The sequence below is a fragment of the Yersinia hibernica genome, from assembly GCF_004124235.1.
Classification (GTDB): domain Bacteria; phylum Pseudomonadota; class Gammaproteobacteria; order Enterobacterales; family Enterobacteriaceae; genus Yersinia; species Yersinia hibernica.
This window is the reverse complement of sequence record NZ_CP032487.1, coordinates 2,247,419-2,268,012: the sequence shown is the minus strand read 5'-3', so window position 1 is coordinate 2,268,012 and position 20,594 is coordinate 2,247,419. Positions and strand designations below refer to the sequence as shown.

Genomic DNA, 20,594 nt, shown 5'->3' with positions numbered 1-20,594 from the left:
CGGTCAGGTCTCGGTGCCGCTGCTTATCTCATTCTAGGTTTAGTCAGTATTGCCGCTAATGTGCATTGACTGACTAAACTGTTGCTAAAAGGAACTGACATCGTGCGCTTAAGTACCAGCATGCTGTATCAGCAAAATATGCAGGGCATCACGAATGCTCAATCGCTTTGGATGCAGTCAGGGCAACAACTTTCGACGGGTAAACGGGTCATTAACCCCTCGGATGACCCGATGGCGGCATCTCAAGCGGTGATGGTGTCGCAATCTGAAGCCGAAAATGGTCAATACACGTTGGCCCGCAGCTATGCTCGCCAAAGTTCGTCATTAGAAACCACGGTTCTGCAACAGGCAACCACCACCATTCAGTCAATTCAAAGCCTAGTTATCAGTGCCAAAAGCGATATCTTAAGTGATGATGATCGTGCTTCTTATGCCACTCAGTTACAGGGTTTAAAAGACCAACTGATCAACCAGGCGAACACCACTGATGGTAATGGCCGCTATATTTTTGCAGGTTTTCAAAGTGATAAACCTCCGTTCACCGTCAGCAGTAGCGGCCAAGTGACCTATACTGGGGGCGATGTGGCGATTGAGCAGCGGGTCGACACTAACCGTACGATGACGGTTGGGCATACCGGTTCCAGTGTTTTTATGGCCTTGACCAGTAATGCGAAACCAGAACCTGATGATATCAATGGCGCTCCGGTGGCCTCTGAAGCCAATATCTTCAATACCATTGATACCGTATTAAATTCATTGAAGACCCCTTTGCAAGGCGCAACTGATGATGTGAAAGCGCAGGCTTCGGATGATATGGATAAAGGGATTCGCGGTATGGCTAATTCACTGAATAATGTGTTGTCAGTGCAGGCCGAAATTGGGACTCAGTTACAAGAGTTAGACAGCCTCGATAGTCAGGGCGCTGATCGTACTTTAATCAACAAACAGCGCTTGAGTGACTTACAAGATGTGGATTGGAACGCCGCCATCTCTTCATATGTCATGCAGCAGGCCGCATTACAGGCTTCTTACACCACATTCACCAATATGCAGGGCTTGTCTCTGTTCCAACTGAATAAATAATCTTGTGGGGCAGCCCGCAGGTTCCCTCTTAAGTGTACTTAAACCGGGTACACTTTTTGGTGTGTCACCTTTTCCCACTAAGGTTTGGGGTGACATACCTTTTTTTACCTGATACCCGCCAATCCTCAAGCAGTACCGAGGTATTAACTTGCCAGGCCACTGATGACGCCAGCCAGCTTATCAAACAATTCGCCAAACAGGTGCTCGGCAAAAGGCGCCAATAGCGGCATGATCAGTCCCAAAGAAATGATACCAACCGTCAATGTCAGTGGGAAACCGATAACGAACACCGAAAGTTGCGGTGTCATGCGGTTAAGCATACCCAGTGCCATGTTGAGAGTGAGTAGCAAAGTAATCAGCGGCAATGCCAACATCAGGCCATTCATAAAGATTAATGAGCCGGCCTGAGTTAATGCCAGGAAACCATTGCCATTAAGGGGCTCGAACTGGATGGGCAAGGTATGAAAACTGTCGGCCAGTAACGAGATTAGCCATAAATGACCATCGAATGTCAGAAATAGCAGCATCGCCAGCAAGTTTAATAGCCGAGCAAGAACCGGCATATTTGGCCCGCCAGAGGGGTCAAAGAAGGTGGCGAATGATAATCCCATTTGCAAACCAATCACTTCGCCAGACAGGCGGATAGCAGCGAAAGCAAACTGCATAGTTAAACCGATAGCGACCCCAATCAATATCTGCTGGCCCGCAACCCACAGGGCACCGGTCGAGACGAGCGGAATATTGACGGGAGGTAAGGACGGGGCCACGAGAAAGGTAATTAATACTGCTAAACCGACTTTAACTTTGCGGTTTATCTGTTTTTCACTTAATACCGGAGCGGTGGTTATCAGTGCCAGAATGCGAATCAATGGCCAGAAATACTGGCTGACCCAGACGCTAAGTTGAGTGGTATCAACAGAAAGCATGCTTAACCAATCAACGTCGGCAAGCTGGTGAATAAATTGCGCATGTAGTCCAGGATCAGGCTTAACATCCACGGGCCAGCGATGACCAAAGTGGCGAACACCGCCAGTATTTTGGGGATGAATGACAGTGTCATTTCGTTAATCTGTGTTGCCGCTTGCAGCAGGCTGACAATCAAACCACTGACCAAGGCCGCCAGTAACAATGGCGCGGCCAGTGCAAGGGCTATCTTCATTGCCTCAACACCAAGGGCCATTACCGATTCGGGTGTCATGATGTATCTACCTCAGCTATAAAAGCTTTGTGCCAGAGAGCCCAGTAGCAACTGCCAGCCATCAACCAAGACAAACAGCATTAACTTAAAAGGCAGCGAGATACTGGCGGGGGGAACCATCATCATACCCAGCGCCATCAGCACACTGGCTACCACCAAATCGATAATTAAAAATGGAATAAACACCGTAAAACCAATTTGGAAAGCGGTTTTCAGCTCACTGGTAACATAAGCCGGTAACAGAATGCGCATCGGCACCACTTCTGGCCCTTCCAATGGCGGCAGGTTGGCTAAGCGGGCATACAGTGCTAAGTCAGATTCACGGGTTTGGCGTAACATAAACTCACGCAGGGGTTGCGAGCCTTTATCCATGGCCACTTCCATACTTATTTTGTCCTGACTAAAGGGCAGATAAGCATCTTGATAAACTTTGTCAAACACCGGCGACATGATGAAAAAAGTTAGAAACAGCGCCAAACCGAGCATCACCTGATTCGGGGGGGCGGAGGGTGTCCCTAACGCGTTGCGCAGCAAGCCCAGCACAATAATGATGCGGGTAAAGCTGGTCATCATGAGCAAGGCGGCTGGCAGGAAACTCAGTGTGGTGATAAACACCAGCGTTTGTACCGGCAAAGACCAACTTTGCCCGCCATTCGCCAACGGTTGGCTAATAATACCGGGCAATTGAGCCCATGCTGCTGGCGCACAGAGCAGGGCGAGGAGCAGCAACGGGGCTTTATTGATGAGTGGACGCAGAGACATCATGCCGATTTTTCCGGGTGTTTCGATTTCTTGTTTAATAGATAGGTATTCAGTATCTGACGAAAATCAGCCGGTTTGGCAGGGTCGGATGATAAATCAGTGCTTGTCTCGTCAACTGCTGGGCGTGGCAGAGTCTGGAGTTGGGTCACTTGTTGCGCGGTAACACCCAATACCAGCCAAGTGTTATCCACCTCAACAATCACCACCCGCTCCCGCTGCCCAACCTGGCAACTGGCTCGTACATTCAATAACTTATTGTTGCGGGCCTGCGGTGCAAAACCTAAACGACGAACCAACCAGGCGGCGAACAAGATCAGCAGTAAAATGCCGCCGAGCACACTACCGACTTGGGTTAATACGGAGCCTGCGGGCAGCGCTGGAGCCGCCGATTGCAAAGTGGCCCCCGGGTGACTGGCCGCAAACCCCGTCACGGGCGCTTGCACCGCACTCACCTGAGGGCTGATGGTCAGCGCAGCATCGGCCGCCGGTGTGCTGTCAGTAGATGCAGTTGCCATCATTAGCGGCTCAGGCGACGCATGCGTTCAGACGGGGTAATAATGTCAGTGATGCGCACGCCGTATTTATCCGCGACCACCACCACTTCACCTTGGGCAATCAGATAACCGTTAATCAGAATATCCAAAGGTTCACCCGCCAAGCCATCGAGGGAAACCACCGAGCCTTGGGACAAGCGCAGCAATTCTTTGATGGTCATTTTGGTGCGGCCCAGTTCAACGGTCAGTTTTACCGGGATATCAAGAATCAAGTCGATATCTTGCAGGTTACCCAGTGCGTCTGGTGCTTCCAGTGATTTAAATACACCTTCGGTGGTGGCGGCGGGCTTATCCGCTGCTTGCTGCTCATTAAACGCATCAGCCCACAGGTCATCCACGGATTCCTTTCCATCATCAGACGGAAGCTTAGGGTCACTCATTGGGCTGTTCCTCATTCAGAGCATTCAAAATAGGGTTAATCAAATGTTCAACACGTAGGGCATATTGCCCGTTTAATGTGCCGTACTGACTGGTCAGTACCGGTACGCCGTCGACATGAGCAATCAGTCGGTCCGGTTTATCTATCGGTAAGACATCCCCCGGTTGCAGCTTGAGTATCTGCGACAATCTTAGTGGGATATCAACGAAATTAGCGACTAATTCCAACTCAGAATGCTGAACTTGCTTGACCAGTGTTTCACGCCAATGACTGTCTTCCTGACGGGAGTTTTCCAGTGGTGGATTGGTCAGCAGCTCGCGCAGTGGCTCAATCATGGCAAACGGAATACAGATGTTAAATTCACCACTCAACGCACCGATTTCTACATGGAAAGGTGTCGTGACCACGATATCGTTAGGGGAGGTGGTGATATTGGTAAATTTCACCTGTATTTCAGAGCGGACATATTCCACATCTATTTTATAGATAGGCGCCCAAGCATCGCGGTAGGCATCCAGTGCCAAGCGCAACATCCGGTTAATCACTCGTTGTTCGGTGTGGGTAAACTCACGGCCTTCCACTTTCGTCGGGAAGCGGCCATCACCACCAAATAAGTTATCAACGGCGATAAACACCAAACTGGGGGCGAACACGAATAGCGCCGTGCCGCGCAGCGGTTTTAAATGGATCAGATTGAGGTTGGTCGGTACCGGCAAGTTGCGTGCAAAATCATGATATGGCTGTATTTTTATCGGGCCGACCGTAATGTCAGGGCTGCGGCGCAACAGGTTAAACAACCCCATGCGGAACTGACGGGCGAACCGCTCATTGATTATCTCCAGCGCATGCAGGCGTTCGCGCACCACACGTCGCTGAGTCGTCGGATCATAAGGTTTGACGTCTGTTTCATTGCCGGTAACAGCTTCTGGCTCATCGCCCCCGCTGTCACCGTTTAACAGTGCGTCAATCTCTGCTTGTGAAAGAATACTATCGCCCATAATGATTATCGCAATATAAATGCGGTAAACAGCACATCGCTGACTACCTGATTAGGTTGACCTTTAACCATAGGCGGGCTAAGAACGTTTTTAATTTCACCCACTAACCGCTGTTTGCCCTCTTCATTAGCAAGGCTATCAGCAGACTGACGGGAGAGCAGTAACAGCAAGCGGCTACGAACTTCCGGTAGATAGTCATTGAGCTTAGCGCGCGTGCTGTCGTCGGGGAGTCTTAACGTTAATCCGATATAAAGCACACGATCCAGATTATTATCTGGCGTAATCAGGTTGACCGTGAAGGTCTCCAGTGGCATGAACACCGGGATCACGGGAACGGCTTTCGCAGTGGTCGGCTTACTCTTATTGAGTATCCACCAGCTGTAACCACCACCCGCAGTGGCTGCCACAGCAATCAGCACCAGCAGGATCACCCAGATCGAACTCTTACGCTTGGCCGGGAAGGTATTTTGAGACATGGAGAAGGCAAATTCCTGTTTCGGTATCAAACCGGTGAATCACGATAATAGCTTGGAGCAACTGACCCCAAGCTATCCGAATTATTACTGATGATTATCCCGCGTATCCTTAATCCCAATAGGCAGAATAGGTGGAGAAAAACGGCCTAACTTGCCCGTTTGTCACCGTTTGGCGAAATTAACCGCCACTTTAGGCGAAAATATCAACGCCGCCATTGCCGTTAGCCAGTGCTTGCAATGAAGCCGGCGTGACTAGTGGCGTGTTAACTCTTTCATCTCCTGCGGCGATTTCACTGTATCCCGACTGGCCGCGAGAGGCGAAATCTTGCTGATTTTGCTGGCTCTGTTGCTGCGCTTGCTGCCATTGGCCTTCACTACCAACACTACTTTGGCCTAGCTCAATACCACTTTCAGCCAGAGCGGTACGCAAGCTTGGCATGGCAGCTTCAATCGCCGCCCGAACTTGGCTATGGGCCGATGCAAAGTGCAATTGCGCCTGGTTATCTTCTATCTTCAGGCTAATCTGCAAGGCACCCAATTCCTGGGGGTTGAGCCGCAACTCGGCGTTTTGCTGGCCATTGCGGCTGAACATAATCATTTGTTGCCCCAGAGATTGTTGCCATTCCTGACTGCCCAATTGAGCACTGAGATAGCCACTGACGGGGGCACTGAAATGAGCGCTGATCGTTGTTGATAAGGTCGGGCTGGAAACTGGGGGCAAAGAGGGGGCCACGGTTCCAGAGTTAAGCTGCGTTTTATCCGCCGCTGCGGCTGTCAGTGTGGTCTCCGCGCTGGCCGCGAGTGGCGCGACTTTGGCACTGAGGGCGCTGCTGTCGGTCTCTTTCGCGCTCGACAGTGCCAGCTTATCTTGTCCAGTGGTTTTGCTTTTCGTGGCGGTGCCTGGAAGCGCGTCAGCACGGGTCGCCGTTTTATCACTCTTTGCACTGCCAACGGTGCCGCCAATCAGCGCAGCTAAACCTTTATCTTGCGAAGTGAGGCTGTTGAGAGTGGCAATATCTTGTCGGGCGCTTGTCGTGTCAGTCAGGCCTTTGCCCTGCGCCAACGGAGTCTTTTGCCCATTATTGGCGCTAGCCAGAGTATTAGCCACCTGATGCGGTAGCATTGCCAGTAATGTTTGCCATGCGGTGGGGGCAGTTTTATCCGTGGAACTGTCCAGTTGGCTGTCATCATTCACTGTGGTTTTTTTGATACCTGCGGCATCACCGGTTTGCCCCGCATGAGTTAAACCGGCCGGCAGTGTGGCGCTGATATCCCCTAATGCAGCCAACAGCTGATTCAACTTGCTATTACCGGTGGCAGATTTACCGCTATCAACATCGGCCGTGAGGTCGCTCGTCACAGCCAAAGATGATTTCAGGGTTGATGCATCCATGGCCGTGAGTTCTTTCCCCAGTTGATCGCCCAAGAGTTTGGCGAAATCAGCTGGCAGCCCTGCGTCGGTAAACAGCGCCGCAATCGACGAGGATGCTGCTGCGCCTTCAGCTTCACCGGCGGTTGCAACAGCAGGCAATAGAGACAGATTCATGAATTTAGACTCCTTTGTGAGGCGCGCTGGGCGAACTCATCCATCAATTTTTGATCCAAGCGGTTTTCTTGCAGACGCGCCGTGGTTTCAGCCCGCTCTTGCAACGTTTCAAATGCATTTAACCGCTGTTGCTTTTCCTGCCAATGCTGTACAGCTTGCTCAACTTTGACATTCCACTGTGCCAACTGATTTCGGTGCTGTTCAATGGCTTGCTCTAAGGTTTGAATAAATTGCTGATAATTTTGCCAACTCGACGAGGCCATGCCGTTACTCAGTGTGTCATTCAGCCGCACCCGGTATTCATCCTGATAGGACAGCAACATGCTGAGTTGCTGTTCAGCATTCTGATAGGACAAGCGCACCTGCCCCAACTGGGTACTTGCCTGTTCGACTGCCTTTTGGGCCAAGTCGCGCAGGGTGACGAGAGGTGACTGACTTTTCATCGTATTCCTCATTGATAACAAGATGGCCGCCATGTCGTCGAGTCGGCATCATCTGAGTTCTGCTATACCCAGCCAGATAACGGCTGATTACCCCGGAAACAGGCTTTTCAGATGCTGGCAGGCATCTGCGTAACTGCTGCGTTCAAACATGCCTTGCTGCAAAAAGATTTCCATTTGCGGATATAACGCAATGGCCTTATCCAGTAAGGGGTCACTGCCGGCGGCATAAGCACCGACGCTAACCAAATCGCGGTTGCGTTGGAAACTGGCAAGTAGCTGTTTAAATTGGCGAACTTTACTGTAGTGGTTTTCATCTATCAGCGAGGTCATCGCCCGGCTGATAGACGCTTCAATATCAATGGCAGGATAGTGGCCAGATTCAGCCAGACGGCGTGATAGCACCACGTGCCCATCGAGAATGGCGCGAGCCGAGTCGGCAATGGGGTCTTGCTGGTCATCACCCTCAGTCAGTACCGTATAAAATGCGGTAATTGAGCCGCCACCGGAAACACCGTTACCCGCTCGCTCCACCAGCGCCGGTAATTTGGCGAACACCGACGGTGGATACCCTTTGGTCGCCGGCGGCTCGCCGATGGCCAGCGCTATCTCACGTTGCGCCATGGCATAGCGGGTCAGGGAGTCCATTATCAGCAACACATGCTGACCGCGGTCACGGAAATCTTCCGCAATTCGCGTGGCATAAGCCGCGCCCTGCATACGCAAAAGCGGCGACACGTCAGCAGGGGCGGCGATGACCACCGAGCGGGCGCGCCCTTCGGCACCTAAAATATTCTCGATAAAATCTTTGACTTCACGGCCACGTTCACCAATTAGCCCGACGACAATCACATCAGCCTGGGTGTAACGGGCCATCATGCCCAATAACACACTTTTCCCCACGCCAGAGCCGGCGAACAGCCCCATACGCTGCCCACGGCCTACGGTCAGCAGAGCATTAATGGTGCGCACGCCGACATCCAACACCTGCTCAATCGCAGTGCGTTGTAATGGGTTGATGGGCGGGGTTATCAGTGGGGCCCGGTAGCCGGTTTCCGGTGCGGGTAAACCATCAAGGGGCTTGGCGCTGCCGTCCAATACCCGGCCGAGTAATTCTGGGCCAAGTGGCAATTGTTTGCTGGCGGAAGCACCGCCGGTGGTGATGCGAGCATAAACGCGCGCGCCGGGCACAATGCCCTCCACCTCTTCCAGTGGCATCAGGAACAGGCGCTGGCCGTTAAAGCCGACCACTTCGCTCTCAACTTCTTGCACCTCGCCATTATCATGGCGTTCAATCAAGCAGGTTGCACCGAGGGGTAATTGCAGGCCAGTGGCTTCCAAGACCAAGCCCGTGGCGCGCGTCAACCGCCCATAGCGGCGGATGGTGGTTGATTGGCTAATGCGCTCTTCGAACTTATCTAAAGAGGTGAGCCAGCGGCCAAGGCGGGCGGTCATCATAATTCTCCCGGAGCTGCCAGACGGCACAATTCATGCCAGCGCGTCGCTAGGCTGGCATCCAGGTCGCCCTCTTCAGCACTGACTTTGCAACCACCGGGATGAATTTGGCTATCGCCCAGTAAGCGCCAGCCGTGCAAACTCAAGGTCGAACCCAGGCGCTGTTCAACCACGGCTAAATCATTCGGATTCACGCGCAATTGCGGTTTACCGGCAAACATCGGCTCTTGCTGAATCATTTGCTGGATTTGGGTCAGCAGCGCAGTGCCATCGCAAATTGCCGGTTGCCCCAAAATTTGTTTTGCTGCCGCCAATGCCATTTGCATTAACCTTGAAGCAATCACACTGTCGAGCGCATCAAGGGTGTGCTGAAAATCATCGACCAGGCTTTGCCAGTGTGCGGTGATCGGGGCCAACTGTTTTTCAGCATCGGCCAGTGCCTGCTGATGCCCCTCTTCTAAACCGGTTTGGTAACCTTTATCCAGACCTTCTTGCAACCCTTTGGCAAATCCTTGCTGGCGGCCTTGTTTCTCGGCTTCGAGTTGCAGATTCATCAGCGCCTGTTGTTCATCCCCCTCCGTTGGTTCTGGCTGCACGCCTGGCTCATCAGTAAATAACACACTGATATCCGGCGGCACTGTGGCAGCGCTCGGCTCAGATTGGCTGGCAAAATCATTCAGTGACCAAGGTTGCCAGGGCAGGGCATTAATCCTATCAGACATAAATATCCTCGCCGCCGCCGATGACTATCTCGCCGCTTTCCGCCAATCGACGGACGATAAGCAGGATGGCTTTCTGCTCGTTTTCGACCAGTGACATTCGTACCGGGCCACGGGTGGCCAGGTCGTCGCGCAGAATCTCTGCGGCACGCAGGGACATATTGCTGAGGAAGCGCTCGCGCAGCGCCTGATCGGCACCTTTCAAGGCAATCAACAGCGATTCGTTGTCGATCTCTTGCAGTAAACGCTGGATGCTGCGGTCGTCGACACTGACCAGATTCTCGAACAGGAACATTTCGTCGATGATTTTCTGTGCCAGTTCGCCGTCGTATTCGCGAACCGCGTCCATGACGGTTTCTTCCTGCTGGGTTTTCATCAGGTTGATAATCTCAGCCGCAGTGCGGATACCGCCCATTTTGCTGCGTTTGAGGTTTTGACCGTCGAGCAGGTTATTTAGCACTTCAGTCAATTCAGCCAATGCCGCAGGTTGAACCCCACCAAAGGTGGCGATACGCAGCATGACATCGTTGCGCAGGCGCTCGTCGAACAGCGCCAGAATATCGGCTGCTTGAGCGCGTTTTAGATGAACCAGAATTGTGGCGATAATCTGCGGGTGTTCGTCGCGGATCAGGTCGGCCGCCATTTGCGGCTCCATAAAGTTGAGCGTTTCCATACCACTGGTGGTTTCGCGCGATTCCAGAATATCTTCCAATAGACTGGAGGCCCGCTCTTCGCCCAATGCTTTTATTAGCACCGTGCGCAGATAATCGCTGGCATTCACACTCAGGGCCGCATATTGCTCAGCATCGTCTTCAAACTCAGCCAATACATCAACCAGCTGTTGGTGAGAAACCTGACGCATACTTGCCATGGTGGTACTGAGTTGCTGTACTTCCCGTGAGGAAAGGTGCTTAAACACCTCTGCCGCGTGGTCTTCACCCAGAGTCATCAGCATGATGGCGCTTTTTTCAGTTCCGGTCAGGCTCATTGGTCATTACTCATCCATTGACGGATAACCAGCGCGACAACACGTGGGTCTTTATCCGCTAGTTCGCGTATACGCTGGGCCTGAACTTCAGCACTCACTCGCTGCTGATTTTTCTTACGTAGGGCCAGCTCTTCTTTGCTTTGTTTTGCGGTTTCAGTCGCTTGTGCGGTCTGTACAATGTTATTGACCGTCGCTGCGGCTTTATCCGCCACTTGTTTTTTGGCTATAAGTGGGCGTACCAGTTTGCGCCATAAGATCCACGCCACCAGTAAGATGAGTAGGTAGCGGCCCATATTAAGTAACTGATCAAAGAATGACGGTTGCTGCCAGAACGGCAGGCTATTACCGCTAGCATCATTAGTGGCATTAAACGGTGTGTTCACCACATTGAGCGTATCTCCACGTACCGTAGAGAAGCCCATGGCTTCGCGCGTCAGGGATTCCACTTGCGCCAATTGATCTTTAGTCAACGCGATAGGTTTACCCGCTTTATCGCTAGCGTAATTGACGACCACCGCGACAGAAAGGCGCTGCACCATACCGGCTTGTTGTTGGGTGTGGCGAATAGTGCGGTCAACTTCAAAGTTGGTGGTTTGGTCATGGCGGCTATTGCTTGAGGTTGCCGTCTGCCTGGCGGCGGTAGTGGCCGCTGGGCGGTTCGCGGTATTGGCCGTATTCGCTGCCGCACCCGCGGCTGGAGCCGGTTGCGGCACTTCAATTGGCGCGACTGGGGTTGCTGATGGCTGATTGGACAATGCGCCAGGGACACCACCAACATTGTTCCCCCCCAGTTGCTCACTGGTACTGACTTGCTGAGAACGTACCGCGCCTTGGTTGGCAGCTTGATTCGGCTTGTACTCTTCATCAGTTTGTTCGCGGCTGGCAAAATCAACCTGTGCGGTGACCTGCGCATGAACATTACCATTCCCGACCATTGGGGCGAGGATAGTCTCAATACGACGTTGGAAGCGGTTCTCAACTTCATTGGTAAATTTAAGTTGTGCCGCATTTAAGTCGCGGCCAGCGCTATCAGATTGAGTCAATAAGCGGCCAGTTTGGTCTACCACCGTCACATTTGCAGGCGGCAAGCCCGCGACACTGCTGGAAACCATGTAGACGATAGCGTTGATTTGACCATCATCGAGTGTGCGGCCAGGTTGCAAGGCGAGTGTGACGGAGGCTGTTGGCGATTTTTGTTCACGCACAAACAACGAGGGTTTCGGCATGGCCAGGTGAACGCGTACATTCAGCACCGGGCCCAGTGTGCCGATAGTTCGAGCAAGTTCGCCCTCTAAGGCCCGCTGGTAGTTAACTTGCTCACTAAATTGGCTGATGCCAAATTTTTCCTGATCCAGCAGCTCAAAACCTACCGCACCGCCTTTAGGTAAACCTTGTTGCGCCAGACGTAGACGGGTTTCGTGCACTTTATCGGCCGGGATCAACAACGCTCCGCCATTATCAGCGAAGCGATAGGGAATATTCAGTTGTGTTAATTGGGTGACGATATCGCCACCATCACGATCACTCAGGTTGCTATAAAGGACGCGGTAATCCGGGCTTTTAGCCCATAACATCAGCGCGACAATAATAGCAACAGCCGCAGCCGCAGCAATCAGTAGCGGGATTTTTGGATTCGCGCGTAGGCGTGCCAGCGTCGTCGTAAAGGTATTTTCACGATTTTCACCGCCAGTTATCGAGGCATTCATACACGTCCTTGGCCAAGCTGAATAGCGTTTGAGTTAGTATTTTTTATGTAACTGATGTGTTGGAACAAAACAGACTCCCAAATGCTGTGAGCGATAAAGCATCAATAGCTGATATCCCCTTTTGTGGGCACGCCATTATTTGCTGTAAGTAGGGAATTTGATGGCTCAATAAGCCGGTATTTTTGTCTCTATTTAGCCGCTTTGGCGCAAAAATGATGTGTTAGGGTGTCATCCTGAAAAAAGTGATACTTATTTGATGGCAAATAACCGCAGTAACTGCGTTATGTGCCAAACAGTTATTGACCAACTGAATCATTCTGGGGATGAGCATGTCTGTTCAAGGTATTGAAGGGGTTTTACAGCAGTTGCAGGTCACCGCCTTGCAAGCATCTGGTTCAGCGAAAACGCTGCCCGCTGAGGCCGGTTTTGCCAGCGAATTAAAAGCGGCTATTGGTAAAATCAGTGAAAACCAGCAGACAGCCCGTACTTTGGCACAAAATTTTGAATTAGGTGTGCCCGGTGTTGGCCTTAATGATGTGATGGTGAATATGCAGAAATCATCAGTATCATTACAGCTTGGGATCCAAGTACGTAATAAGCTGGTAGCGGCGTATCAAGACGTGATGAATATGGGTGTTTAGGTTGTTAATGTTATTGAATTACATAATAAAAACAGTCACACGACTTTCTTATAGGGCATGAGTGGGGCATTTGGGGTTATCCGCCTAGTACCGTTGCTGGATAAGGCCTGTCGCCGGCATAAACGCCCCGCGGGACGTCGGTGGCGCATGGACGAAACCTACATAAAAATCAAAGATCACTGGAGATAGCTGTACCGAGCCGCTGATACTGCTGGTCAAACTATCGATTCCCTGCTGACCGCCAAACGTGAAGAAAGCATCACTATCAGGCAGAGTAAGTACCTGAATAACCTTGTGGAACAGGAACACCGAAATATCAAAAGAAGGACACGTCCGATGCTGGGATTCAATTCGTTCCGACGAGCGCAGACGCTGTTGGCAGGCATCGAACTGGTACACATAATACGCAAAGGACAACTTCATCATTCTGCAGGCGACGGATTATCACCGGCAGAACAGTTTTATCTGTTGACCACTTAAAAAATAGGCAGGGCTATTTTGCCGACCTCGCTTTCTTAATGCGACAAAACCTACCCAGCTTCTTAGCAAAAATCATAGAAATCCCACGTCCCAAGAATATACCCAATCAATAAACTGTATATCCATGGGGCTTCCCCAATCATTATGGGAAGTTCATGATGGTATACTCATCTTTTCGTAATAAAACGTTACCTGAAATTCTTCTACAGTGATGATTTTAAGTGTTTCTTGATATAGTCAGTGTGCTATTTATTTTATTATATATATAACGAACATGAAATAGAGAGTAACTATGACTAAAATTACATCATATCAAAAAACTATCAAAACGCCCTTCGAGATAAAAACAACTGATGCTAAAAGTAATAGGGGTAATAAAGCCACTTTAATTAAGATGTTGAAAAAAATAATAAATAGTAGCACTAAACTTAAAGCCAATTTATTTGGTGGAGCATCATGCAAAGACAACTTAAATAATATGGGATTATTCCACAATGATATTAGGAATAACGTAATCGACTCTAAAGTTACGAGGGATTTCATCACCAAAAAGTTACTAGAGTTAAATTTGCCAGGAAAGGCAAAAGAAGATCCTGTTTACGCCAAACAGGCGTGTGACGCCGTGCTGTCGTCGGTATATAGCAATAAAAAAGATGTCTTTTGCAAAGAAATGATTTCAAAAGGCATTGATATTTCAGGTTATCTTAAGGATGTTGGGGCCGCAGCGCTGCAAGCGGGTCTCGAAGGTAAAATAGATAATAACGATACTTTTATTCCAACCGGGGCTGGAGCAAATCCATTTGTAACTGCAGTTATTTCATCCGCTCAACTAAAGTTTCCTCGTGTTTTTTTAAACAAAAACCAACAGGGATTTTTTAAGCAATACGCTGAAAAAAAGATTTCATGTGAAGTGGGAAAAATATGTAAAGACAACGGGTTCATTTCTCCTGTTGAGTTTGGTGTTATGCTGGATAAAATTGCGAGTAGATATCTATTAAGTTAGGAACATCAGAAACCCATAACGCAAACATTCAGTAATGTACCAATCACTACGCCGAATTCAGTGACTATTGCAGTGAGTAGCACCACCTCTACTTTCAGTTGTTACTTTTATTCGTCGGGGTATTCAATATGAAATATATACAAATCGTGAGCGGAAAAGTTATCGCTGAATTATCTTGTTTTCAAGATGAGGAAATATTCCCATGAATTATAGAAGTTGAAGGTGATGATCCGCGATATATTGATTGGTACAACTCAGTACTTCATTTCATAGTTGGAACTAAAGATATATAGATTTTATGAGAGGGCAGGGATGCCCTCTAAGGTGGGAATAGTGAATGGGGCAAAATTGCCGCAAAGTTACTCGAACTTTAAAATAACCACTTCACATGATGAATATGGGTGTATAAGCAATAATTAATACACTGATATGTTATGAAAGAGCAGATCGCGCTATGAAATGAGTCGATATATCGATTCTTAGGCTTATTAGGCTGAACAAATAAAAACAGCTGTGTTTTAAATTTGGCGGCCTAAACCCAGCAGCTATTAATAGTAAAAGGTCGCTAAACACTGTAGCGAGAATAGGCAGTTAATATCTTGAAGGATAGGGCCAGATATACATAATCTTTATCGAGTGTGTCACACGATTTCTTCATGCGATAATGCCCATAAATACAGTGATGCCGTTGTGCCATAAGGTGTATAGCGGCGGCGATATCGTTCAAAACGTTCTCGCGTTAGTATCTTATGGCGGTATAAATTCATCATACCGCGGCGGATTGCTAAATCTCCCCAACTGAGAATATCTGGGCGGGATAATGAGGAGATAAGCAACATTTCTGCGGTCCAAATACCCACGCCATTAAGACTCGATAGTTGGGAAATCACCTCATTATCTGGCAATTGAGAAATAGCCGCTAAATCGAGTGAGCCATTAAGCGCGACATCCGCTGCACCTTTAATATATCCAGCTTTTCTCATGGTCATCCCACACCCTTGGATGGCTTCTATCGGTGCTGCCGCAACGGTTAGTGGTGTCACGTGGCCTAATAATGCCACCAAACGTGCATTGACAGTCAGCGCCGCTTTAACTGAAATTTGTTGGTCAACAATGTTTCTTATCAGGGCAGCAAACAAATCGGGTGATAATGGGCGGGTTATCATTCCTAGCCGTTCTATAGCGGCTGCCATCTTTTTATCTCTCCGTTTAAGATGATTAATTTCGGTTTCGCCGTAGTGATAGAACATGCCTGAGAATCCTATGGTGGTGCTGGTGTAAAGTTAGAGTAAGAATCGGAAAGAAAGCGGTGAGTCAACAATAACACTCACCGCTTAATAAGAAACGGTATCTATGCAGTTTCTGCTAACAAAATTTCTTGATGACCAATTTTTTGCAGTAAAACTGAAACATCAATATTATCCACTTTGTCTGCCTGTAAATGAGCTAGGGCATATTCATGCCAGATACCGGATTGCAGGAATAAAATAAATAGTTCTCTGTCCAGATGATTTTCATTCACCATATTCAGCATGATATTTAGCGCTTCGGACAGCCGTTTGCCAGGTTTATAAGGGCGGTCAGCTGCTGTTAATGCTTCAAACACATCGGCGATAGCCATCATCCTAACAGGAATACTCATCTGTTTATAAGTGAGTTGATAAGGATATCCCTTACCGTCCATGCGCTCATGATGCCCACCTGCAATAGTGGGTACATTGGCCATTGTGCGCGGGAAGGGGAGTTTTTTTAGCATCACAATGGTCTGCATAATATGTTCATTTATTTTATAACGGTCTTCTTCAGTCAATGTTCCACGCCGAATGCTGAGGTTATAAATCTCCCCTCGGTTATAGAGCAAAGTTGGCTCGGGGATTTTAAAATCATAATATTCTGGGCGCTTATTTTTATCATCACGATAAATAAGATGCTCTTTTTTATCAGCTAGCATTGGTTCTTGCACTGGTAATGAAGCGGTGGGTTGTCGTGCTTTACGTTCTTGTTCTTCATGAGCAATCCCTGCAGTATCGTCCAATGTGCGAGTCCAGTGATATTCGGCAATACGATGGATACGAGCAATTGCTTCATCGGTCATAAATTCACCGCCGACATTGCAATGTGCAATAAAGTAAAAATCATCATCCAATTGACTTAATTCAGTCGCCAATAATTGCTGCTCGGCTTCATTGGCATTGAGTGTGGTATGGTGGCGCAAGAAAGCAATTTCTTTTTCACGTTTTAAGACCTCAAACCGCATCCGTATTTCATGGATACGGTCATAGATTAATTCCAGTTTTGTTGATTTATCCACGACAAATTCAGGTGTCGTTATCTTGCCACAGTCATGTAACCAGCATGCTGTATGCAGTTCTTCCCACTCATTTTCAGATAAACTAAAGTCAGCGAAAGGCCCTTCTTTGGTATTAACTGCGGCTCTGGCAAGCATTTTGGTTATTTCTGGCACTCTTTGACAGTGCCCGCCGGTATACGCACTTTTGGCATCGATGGCACCCGCAATCAGCTCTATAAAGGCATTGAGTAGGTTTTTTTGCTCTTGTAATAATTGTTGCGTTTCTACTGAAACGGATAAGCTGCCGACCAGCGCGTTAACTAGCTGAATTTTTGAGTGTTCACGTTCAGCGTTTAATTGATAGGGGCTAAAAAGCAGTAAAAACCCTAAGAGTTGTTTATCGTGAGTTTTCATCGGTACTGCAACAAACCGCAAAGGTAAATAAGGTTGTAAAAACTCTTGTAATTGACTGAATATATTTTCTTTATTTAGTGTGCCGGCAATAGTTTTTCCCTCGAGCACGGGCTGGAAGGTCGCGAAGTTATTTTCTTTTATTTCTAATGAAGACATTTCTGCCACAGAGATGTTTTCGCCATTCCAGCGAAATGCTGTTGGTGTGAAGCCCCCCTCATCTTTATTGGCGAGGAAGATAATCCCCCCGTTCATCGCCGCAATTTCAGTCGTTTCACTTAATAACCCCTGCATCTGACGAAAGAAGTTATTTTCTGCCGTCAGCATATTGCCCATTGAAATAAACTGCTTCAGTGTCGATTTCATTTTTGACATCGATTTGTGTAGTTCATCGACTTCTTCAATCATCGAGTTTTCAGACTCGCGATCCTCGAAATGCAAGTGGCTTATGGCGTCGGCATCTTGGCGAAGACGAATCAGCGGATTAGATATTTTCCGTGAGAAATACCAAACCAGCGGAAAACTGAGTATCAAGAGGATAAATGCAATAAAAGTAGAATGATTACGGATGGAGTCCGCATCGGCAGTAAGGTAACTGGCTGGTGTGGCAATAACCAACTGATATTTGTTACTACCATTATTAATATCGACAATTGAGCCATACCAGCGCTTATTTTGTGCTTCAAATAGGGTGCTGTGATTGTTACCACTCCCTTCCAGATTATTGCTATTATGGCTGCTCTCCTGAGTGTTCAATAATGTTTGTAATACCGGAGTTTGTTTCTCCATGTTGACTGATGCGGCAGTATTATCTTTAGTCTTAGGTAGGCTCGCAATAACTTCACCAAGTGAGTTGATAATAATAGCTTGGCTACCAGGAGGAAGATTTTGCCTTATTAAAAACTGTGACAGCGAGGCCAGTGAAACATCTAGCCCAATGACGGCCTGATTATTTTCAGAACGGCGGCTATAGGTAAAACCAGCTTCACCTGTTCCTTTGAAAATATAGATAGGGGAGGTGATGAGTGTCGGGCTTGCCGAGGCCAGAATAAACCAATCCCGTTTTCTCGGATCATAGTTATCATTATCACGGGGCATAACAGCTATCACTTGCTGTTTTTCATTAAGATATATAAATCTTTTTTCCGGAATACTATCGAGAAAACGATTACTTTGAACCATCCATTCAGCTTCTGTCGGTGCATGAAATAATTTACGGTTAGTGTCTGTCAGGCGGCGTAGCATAAATAAATCGCCGTTAGGATAGGCGCTATAGACGGCGCTGGCGTAGTCATTCTGTTGCAGAATTTCAATGAATTTACCGACAAAAGACATGCGCTGTTCCAGTGTCGATAATTCTGTGATTTGCATACTGGAGAGGATGTTAACAGACATCATCATGGGGCGAGTTACCGCCTCCAATTCTGCTGCAATAGCTTCCCCGGTTTTTTGGTATTGCCTATTGGTGCTAATCTCAGTCAATTTAGTCAGTTGGCTATGACCGAAAATAATAATGACTGTCCCGATTGAGATAATCAGCAAAGTAAAGAGAGCCGCAATCTGGATATGCAATGGATAGCGACTTTTTAGTCCGAACAGGTTACTGGGCATTATGGTCACCCCGCGAGATTATTATTTAATCAATTTTAATCATAGGATGTACTAGGCTAAGTGACATATTCTCCTTGCTTTCAGTGAGTTATAGTTAACTCTATGATTGTGATTACTTTTGTTGATATTAAGCCAATATCGTTGGAGGAAAAAACTAGTGATAGAGTTAAATGTAATGTTTTAACGCGCAGAAAATCTAAAAGCAGTATTTAGCAGTACGGATGATTGTCGACAAAAGATGTGGAATATCTGAATAGAGCAGGGCTGCATGGGTGAGCAAAAATAAACAAACTATATAGAAGATGGCCGTAACAGAGGCTGAATGAGTTCATATCGGCCTAAATTAGGTTTAAATAGTTATGATAGCTTACCGGTGCGGGATCATTATCGGTAGGTTGTAAACGATGATGCCCACGTATCGCAGTCGGAACAAAGCCAAAACGTTTACGAAAACGCTCGGCAAAACGTGATGCACTTTCATAGCCCACCTGATTGGCAATTAATGAAATAGGCCAATCAGTACCTTGCAATAAACGTAGTGCGCTGGTCATGCGTACATCAATCATCAAGTCACGTAAGAGTATATTTTCGGCTGCTAATTTTCGCCGCAATACCACTTCACTCATTGCCATATGCTCGGCAACTTCAGCTGCAGACCATATTTTATGCGGATCAATGGCCAAACAGCGCCGTACTTTTTCACTTAATGAATGACTCTCTTTGATTCTAAATTTAACACCGCGCTGAGCGAGCCAAAGTAACAGTTCAAGCATACGGTGCCTAATGATACTCGGGGGAATATCACCAGAGTCAGATATTGCTTTAAATGTATTCCCATATGTATTAATAAATTCAGGTGCCAAATCACGCATGGGTAATACCCCAGGAATCCCCCCAAGAGCCGCTGATGCAGGATGATTGGCAAAGGTGGCAATCAGGTGAGGGTCACAGCGGAGTTGATGACTAAAGAATAACCCCTCATCAGATAAGCCATTAATTATATCAACCGTTTGGCCACTGCTGACTGCAACTATTTCACCCGTTCGAATAACACACTCTTGATTATCCCAGCGAATGATTTTATGCCCACGATTGACCATAATGAGCAAAGGATGCTCAATATAGACTGAAGTGAGTAGTAGCTCTGTGTGCTGAATAACATGTGCAGAGCTACCCACTCCGGGGCAAAAATTAATTGTACGTTCCATCGATATTCATTTCACAATTTTGGCCTGAGAATATCTTTACGCTTTGAATAGCAGACTAGCAACTTATTTTAATAGAAAATTTACTATAACTGACTATTTTTGCGAAAAGTATTAGGAGTGAGAATAATAGCCAGTTAGATATGAGCAATTGTTACTGTCAATATAATCCCATGTTAAAAATAATGACAATAAAAATAGATTGCCACGTTAATAATTGCAATTGCATGCGACTACTCAGTAACACATCGATATTTGGTGATTTCGCTTGCTGAAGATTATTGTGTTTCACCTAGCAGCAATGCATGGTCAGGAAACTGACCATAAGTATTATTAACTGCTTGTTGTCGGGAAGATTGCCCAACCAAAGTACTCAATGCATCAAGGCGCAGTTGTAATAAACGTTTAATCTCAATTTCATTATCCAAAATCGCTCTTAGCTTCTCCCGTAATAGCTCTTGTAGCACGAGTGATGAGCATGAAGAAATAGTGATTTTAGCGGTATTTTCAACCGCTTTAAGATAAGTCATTTCTAGATCAACCAGCGCATCCCAGTGGCCCTCAGTCGCCAGCACTAACATTTGCTCGCTGAGAGTTAGGATTTGTTGATAATCGGACAAAAGGTGCTGGTGACGTTCCATTAAATGGG

At 47.7% G+C, this 20,594-nt stretch carries 20 protein-coding genes and 1 pseudogene; 4 read left to right on the top strand and 17 right to left on the bottom strand.

Annotated elements, in window-relative coordinates; all coding sequences use genetic code 11:
* Nucleotides 1-102: 102 nt before the first annotated feature.
* Nucleotides 103-1,083: a flagellar hook-associated protein FlgL gene (gene flgL / locus D5F51_RS10730; RefSeq protein WP_129196670.1), complete on the top strand. Its 981-nt coding sequence runs from the start codon at nucleotides 103-105 to the stop codon at nucleotides 1,081-1,083.
* A 143-nt stretch (nucleotides 1,084-1,226) separates the two neighbouring features.
* On the opposite strand, the gene fliR is transcribed toward flgL, so the two are convergent.
* The 13 genes from fliR to fliF all read right to left on the bottom strand — a co-directional run bounded on the left by fliR (nucleotide 1,227) and on the right by fliF (nucleotide 12,304).
* On the bottom strand, nucleotides 1,227-2,009 hold the full coding sequence (fliR, locus tag D5F51_RS10725; protein ID WP_025377915.1) for a flagellar biosynthetic protein FliR: 783 nt from the start codon (nucleotides 2,007-2,009) through the stop codon (nucleotides 1,227-1,229).
* 2 nt (nucleotides 2,010-2,011) lie between these two features.
* Nucleotides 2,012-2,281 (bottom strand): flagellar biosynthesis protein FliQ, encoded by a 270-nt coding sequence (fliQ, locus tag D5F51_RS10720; protein ID WP_005160414.1) that lies wholly within the window; start codon nucleotides 2,279-2,281, stop codon nucleotides 2,012-2,014.
* A gap of 12 nt (nucleotides 2,282-2,293) precedes the next feature.
* Complete coding sequence (fliP, locus tag D5F51_RS10715) at nucleotides 2,294-3,046, bottom strand: flagellar type III secretion system pore protein FliP (protein ID WP_087769208.1); 753 nt, start codon at nucleotides 3,044-3,046, stop codon at nucleotides 2,294-2,296.
* A complete protein-coding gene (gene fliO / locus D5F51_RS10710; RefSeq protein WP_129196668.1) occupies nucleotides 3,043-3,561 on the bottom strand; it encodes a flagellar biosynthetic protein FliO in 519 nt (172 codons plus the stop codon). The genes fliP and fliO overlap by 4 nt, the downstream gene beginning before the upstream one ends.
* On the bottom strand, nucleotides 3,561-3,977 hold the full coding sequence (gene fliN / locus D5F51_RS10705) for a flagellar motor switch protein FliN (RefSeq protein ID WP_025377918.1): 417 nt from the start codon (nucleotides 3,975-3,977) through the stop codon (nucleotides 3,561-3,563). The genes fliO and fliN overlap by 1 nt, the downstream gene beginning before the upstream one ends.
* The gene (gene fliM / locus D5F51_RS10700; RefSeq protein ID WP_025377919.1) at nucleotides 3,970-4,974 is read right to left on the bottom strand and encodes a flagellar motor switch protein FliM; all 1,005 of its coding nucleotides are present in this window, start codon (nucleotides 4,972-4,974) and stop codon (nucleotides 3,970-3,972) included. Before fliM ends, fliN begins: the two co-directional genes overlap by 8 nt.
* Nucleotides 4,975-4,979: 5 nt before the next feature.
* On the bottom strand, nucleotides 4,980-5,450 hold the full coding sequence (fliL, locus tag D5F51_RS10695; RefSeq protein WP_025377920.1) for a flagellar basal body-associated protein FliL: 471 nt from the start codon (nucleotides 5,448-5,450) through the stop codon (nucleotides 4,980-4,982).
* 190 nt (nucleotides 5,451-5,640) lie between these two features.
* Nucleotides 5,641-6,996 (bottom strand): flagellar hook-length control protein FliK, encoded by a 1,356-nt coding sequence (locus tag D5F51_RS10690; RefSeq protein ID WP_162301720.1) that lies wholly within the window; start codon nucleotides 6,994-6,996, stop codon nucleotides 5,641-5,643.
* Nucleotides 6,993-7,439: a flagellar export protein FliJ gene (gene fliJ / locus D5F51_RS10685; protein ID WP_025377921.1), complete on the bottom strand. Its 447-nt coding sequence runs from the start codon at nucleotides 7,437-7,439 to the stop codon at nucleotides 6,993-6,995. The genes D5F51_RS10690 and fliJ overlap by 4 nt, the downstream gene beginning before the upstream one ends.
* A gap of 87 nt (nucleotides 7,440-7,526) precedes the next feature.
* Nucleotides 7,527-8,891 carry a flagellar protein export ATPase FliI gene (gene fliI, locus D5F51_RS10680; protein WP_129199309.1) on the bottom strand — a complete coding sequence of 455 codons (1,365 nt, stop codon included), beginning with the start codon at nucleotides 8,889-8,891 and terminating at the stop codon, nucleotides 7,527-7,529.
* Entirely contained in the window at nucleotides 8,891-9,613 is a 723-nt protein-coding gene (gene fliH / locus D5F51_RS10675; protein ID WP_025377923.1) for a flagellar assembly protein FliH, read from the bottom strand. Before fliH ends, fliI begins: the two co-directional genes overlap by 1 nt.
* Nucleotides 9,606-10,598, bottom strand: a complete 993-nt coding sequence (gene fliG, locus D5F51_RS10670; protein WP_025377924.1) for a flagellar motor switch protein FliG — start codon at nucleotides 10,596-10,598, stop codon at nucleotides 9,606-9,608. Before fliG ends, fliH begins: the two co-directional genes overlap by 8 nt.
* Nucleotides 10,595-12,304 (bottom strand): flagellar basal-body MS-ring/collar protein FliF, encoded by a 1,710-nt coding sequence (gene fliF / locus D5F51_RS10665; RefSeq protein WP_129196666.1) that lies wholly within the window; start codon nucleotides 12,302-12,304, stop codon nucleotides 10,595-10,597. Before fliF ends, fliG begins: the two co-directional genes overlap by 4 nt.
* A gap of 329 nt (nucleotides 12,305-12,633) precedes the next feature.
* On the opposite strand from fliF, the gene fliE reads away from it, so the two are divergent.
* The 3 genes and pseudogenes from fliE to D5F51_RS10650 all read left to right on the top strand — a co-directional run bounded on the left by fliE (nucleotide 12,634) and on the right by D5F51_RS10650 (nucleotide 14,428).
* Nucleotides 12,634-12,945: a flagellar hook-basal body complex protein FliE gene (fliE, locus tag D5F51_RS10660; RefSeq protein WP_050075385.1), complete on the top strand. Its 312-nt coding sequence runs from the start codon at nucleotides 12,634-12,636 to the stop codon at nucleotides 12,943-12,945.
* Between the two features lie 75 nt (nucleotides 12,946-13,020).
* Nucleotides 13,021-13,425 (top strand): annotated as a pseudogene (locus D5F51_RS10655) (IS6 family transposase); the annotation flags it as partial.
* 292 nt (nucleotides 13,426-13,717) lie between these two features.
* Nucleotides 13,718-14,428, top strand: coding sequence for a hypothetical protein (locus D5F51_RS10650; RefSeq protein ID WP_129196664.1), 711 nt, complete (start codon nucleotides 13,718-13,720; stop codon nucleotides 14,426-14,428).
* Between the two features lie 641 nt (nucleotides 14,429-15,069).
* Here D5F51_RS10650 and D5F51_RS10645 read toward each other — a convergent pair.
* The 4 genes from D5F51_RS10645 to fliT form a co-directional block, all read right to left on the bottom strand.
* Nucleotides 15,070-15,678 (bottom strand): DNA-3-methyladenine glycosylase family protein, encoded by a 609-nt coding sequence (locus tag D5F51_RS10645; protein WP_129196662.1) that lies wholly within the window; start codon nucleotides 15,676-15,678, stop codon nucleotides 15,070-15,072.
* A 101-nt stretch (nucleotides 15,679-15,779) separates the two neighbouring features.
* The gene (locus D5F51_RS10640; RefSeq protein ID WP_129196660.1) at nucleotides 15,780-18,740 is read right to left on the bottom strand and encodes an HD domain-containing phosphohydrolase; all 2,961 of its coding nucleotides are present in this window, start codon (nucleotides 18,738-18,740) and stop codon (nucleotides 15,780-15,782) included.
* A gap of 338 nt (nucleotides 18,741-19,078) precedes the next feature.
* A complete protein-coding gene (locus D5F51_RS10635; protein ID WP_129196658.1) occupies nucleotides 19,079-19,948 on the bottom strand; it encodes a helix-turn-helix transcriptional regulator in 870 nt (289 codons plus the stop codon).
* 275 nt (nucleotides 19,949-20,223) lie between these two features.
* Nucleotides 20,224-20,586: a flagella biosynthesis regulatory protein FliT gene (fliT, locus tag D5F51_RS10630; protein ID WP_025377933.1), complete on the bottom strand. Its 363-nt coding sequence runs from the start codon at nucleotides 20,584-20,586 to the stop codon at nucleotides 20,224-20,226.
* Nucleotides 20,587-20,594 lie beyond the last annotated feature (8 nt).

What these genes read in the sequence shown, in the direction of transcription:
- fliR (WP_025377915.1), bottom strand. Translation starts at nt 2,009, where the DNA reads ATGCTTTCTGTTGATACCACTCAACTTAGCGTCTGGGTCAGCCAGTAT.
- fliQ (WP_005160414.1), bottom strand. Translation starts at nt 2,281, where the DNA reads ATGACACCCGAATCGGTAATGGCCCTTGGTGTTGAGGCAATGAAGATA.
- fliP (WP_087769208.1), bottom strand. Translation starts at nt 3,046, where the DNA reads ATGATGTCTCTGCGTCCACTCATCAATAAAGCCCCGTTGCTGCTCCTC.
- fliO (WP_129196668.1), bottom strand. Translation starts at nt 3,561, where the DNA reads ATGATGGCAACTGCATCTACTGACAGCACACCGGCGGCCGATGCTGCG.
- fliN (WP_025377918.1), bottom strand. Translation starts at nt 3,977, where the DNA reads ATGAGTGACCCTAAGCTTCCGTCTGATGATGGAAAGGAATCCGTGGAT.
- fliM (WP_025377919.1), bottom strand. Translation starts at nt 4,974, where the DNA reads ATGGGCGATAGTATTCTTTCACAAGCAGAGATTGACGCACTGTTAAAC.
- fliL (WP_025377920.1), bottom strand. Translation starts at nt 5,450, where the DNA reads ATGTCTCAAAATACCTTCCCGGCCAAGCGTAAGAGTTCGATCTGGGTG.
- D5F51_RS10690 (WP_162301720.1), bottom strand. Translation starts at nt 6,996, where the DNA reads ATGAATCTGTCTCTATTGCCTGCTGTTGCAACCGCCGGTGAAGCTGAA.
- fliJ (WP_025377921.1), bottom strand. Translation starts at nt 7,439, where the DNA reads ATGAAAAGTCAGTCACCTCTCGTCACCCTGCGCGACTTGGCCCAAAAG.
- fliI (WP_129199309.1), bottom strand. Translation starts at nt 8,891, where the DNA reads ATGACCGCCCGCCTTGGCCGCTGGCTCACCTCTTTAGATAAGTTCGAA.
- fliH (WP_025377923.1), bottom strand. Translation starts at nt 9,613, where the DNA reads ATGTCTGATAGGATTAATGCCCTGCCCTGGCAACCTTGGTCACTGAAT.
- fliG (WP_025377924.1), bottom strand. Translation starts at nt 10,598, where the DNA reads ATGAGCCTGACCGGAACTGAAAAAAGCGCCATCATGCTGATGACTCTG.
- fliF (WP_129196666.1), bottom strand. Translation starts at nt 12,304, where the DNA reads ATGAATGCCTCGATAACTGGCGGTGAAAATCGTGAAAATACCTTTACG.
- fliE (WP_050075385.1), top strand. Translation starts at nt 12,634, where the DNA reads ATGTCTGTTCAAGGTATTGAAGGGGTTTTACAGCAGTTGCAGGTCACC.
- D5F51_RS10650 (WP_129196664.1), top strand. Translation starts at nt 13,718, where the DNA reads ATGACTAAAATTACATCATATCAAAAAACTATCAAAACGCCCTTCGAG.
- D5F51_RS10645 (WP_129196662.1), bottom strand. Translation starts at nt 15,678, where the DNA reads ATGTTCTATCACTACGGCGAAACCGAAATTAATCATCTTAAACGGAGA.
- D5F51_RS10640 (WP_129196660.1), bottom strand. Translation starts at nt 18,740, where the DNA reads ATGCCCAGTAACCTGTTCGGACTAAAAAGTCGCTATCCATTGCATATC.
- D5F51_RS10635 (WP_129196658.1), bottom strand. Translation starts at nt 19,948, where the DNA reads ATGGAACGTACAATTAATTTTTGCCCCGGAGTGGGTAGCTCTGCACAT.
- fliT (WP_025377933.1), bottom strand. Translation starts at nt 20,586, where the DNA reads ATGGAACGTCACCAGCACCTTTTGTCCGATTATCAACAAATCCTAACT.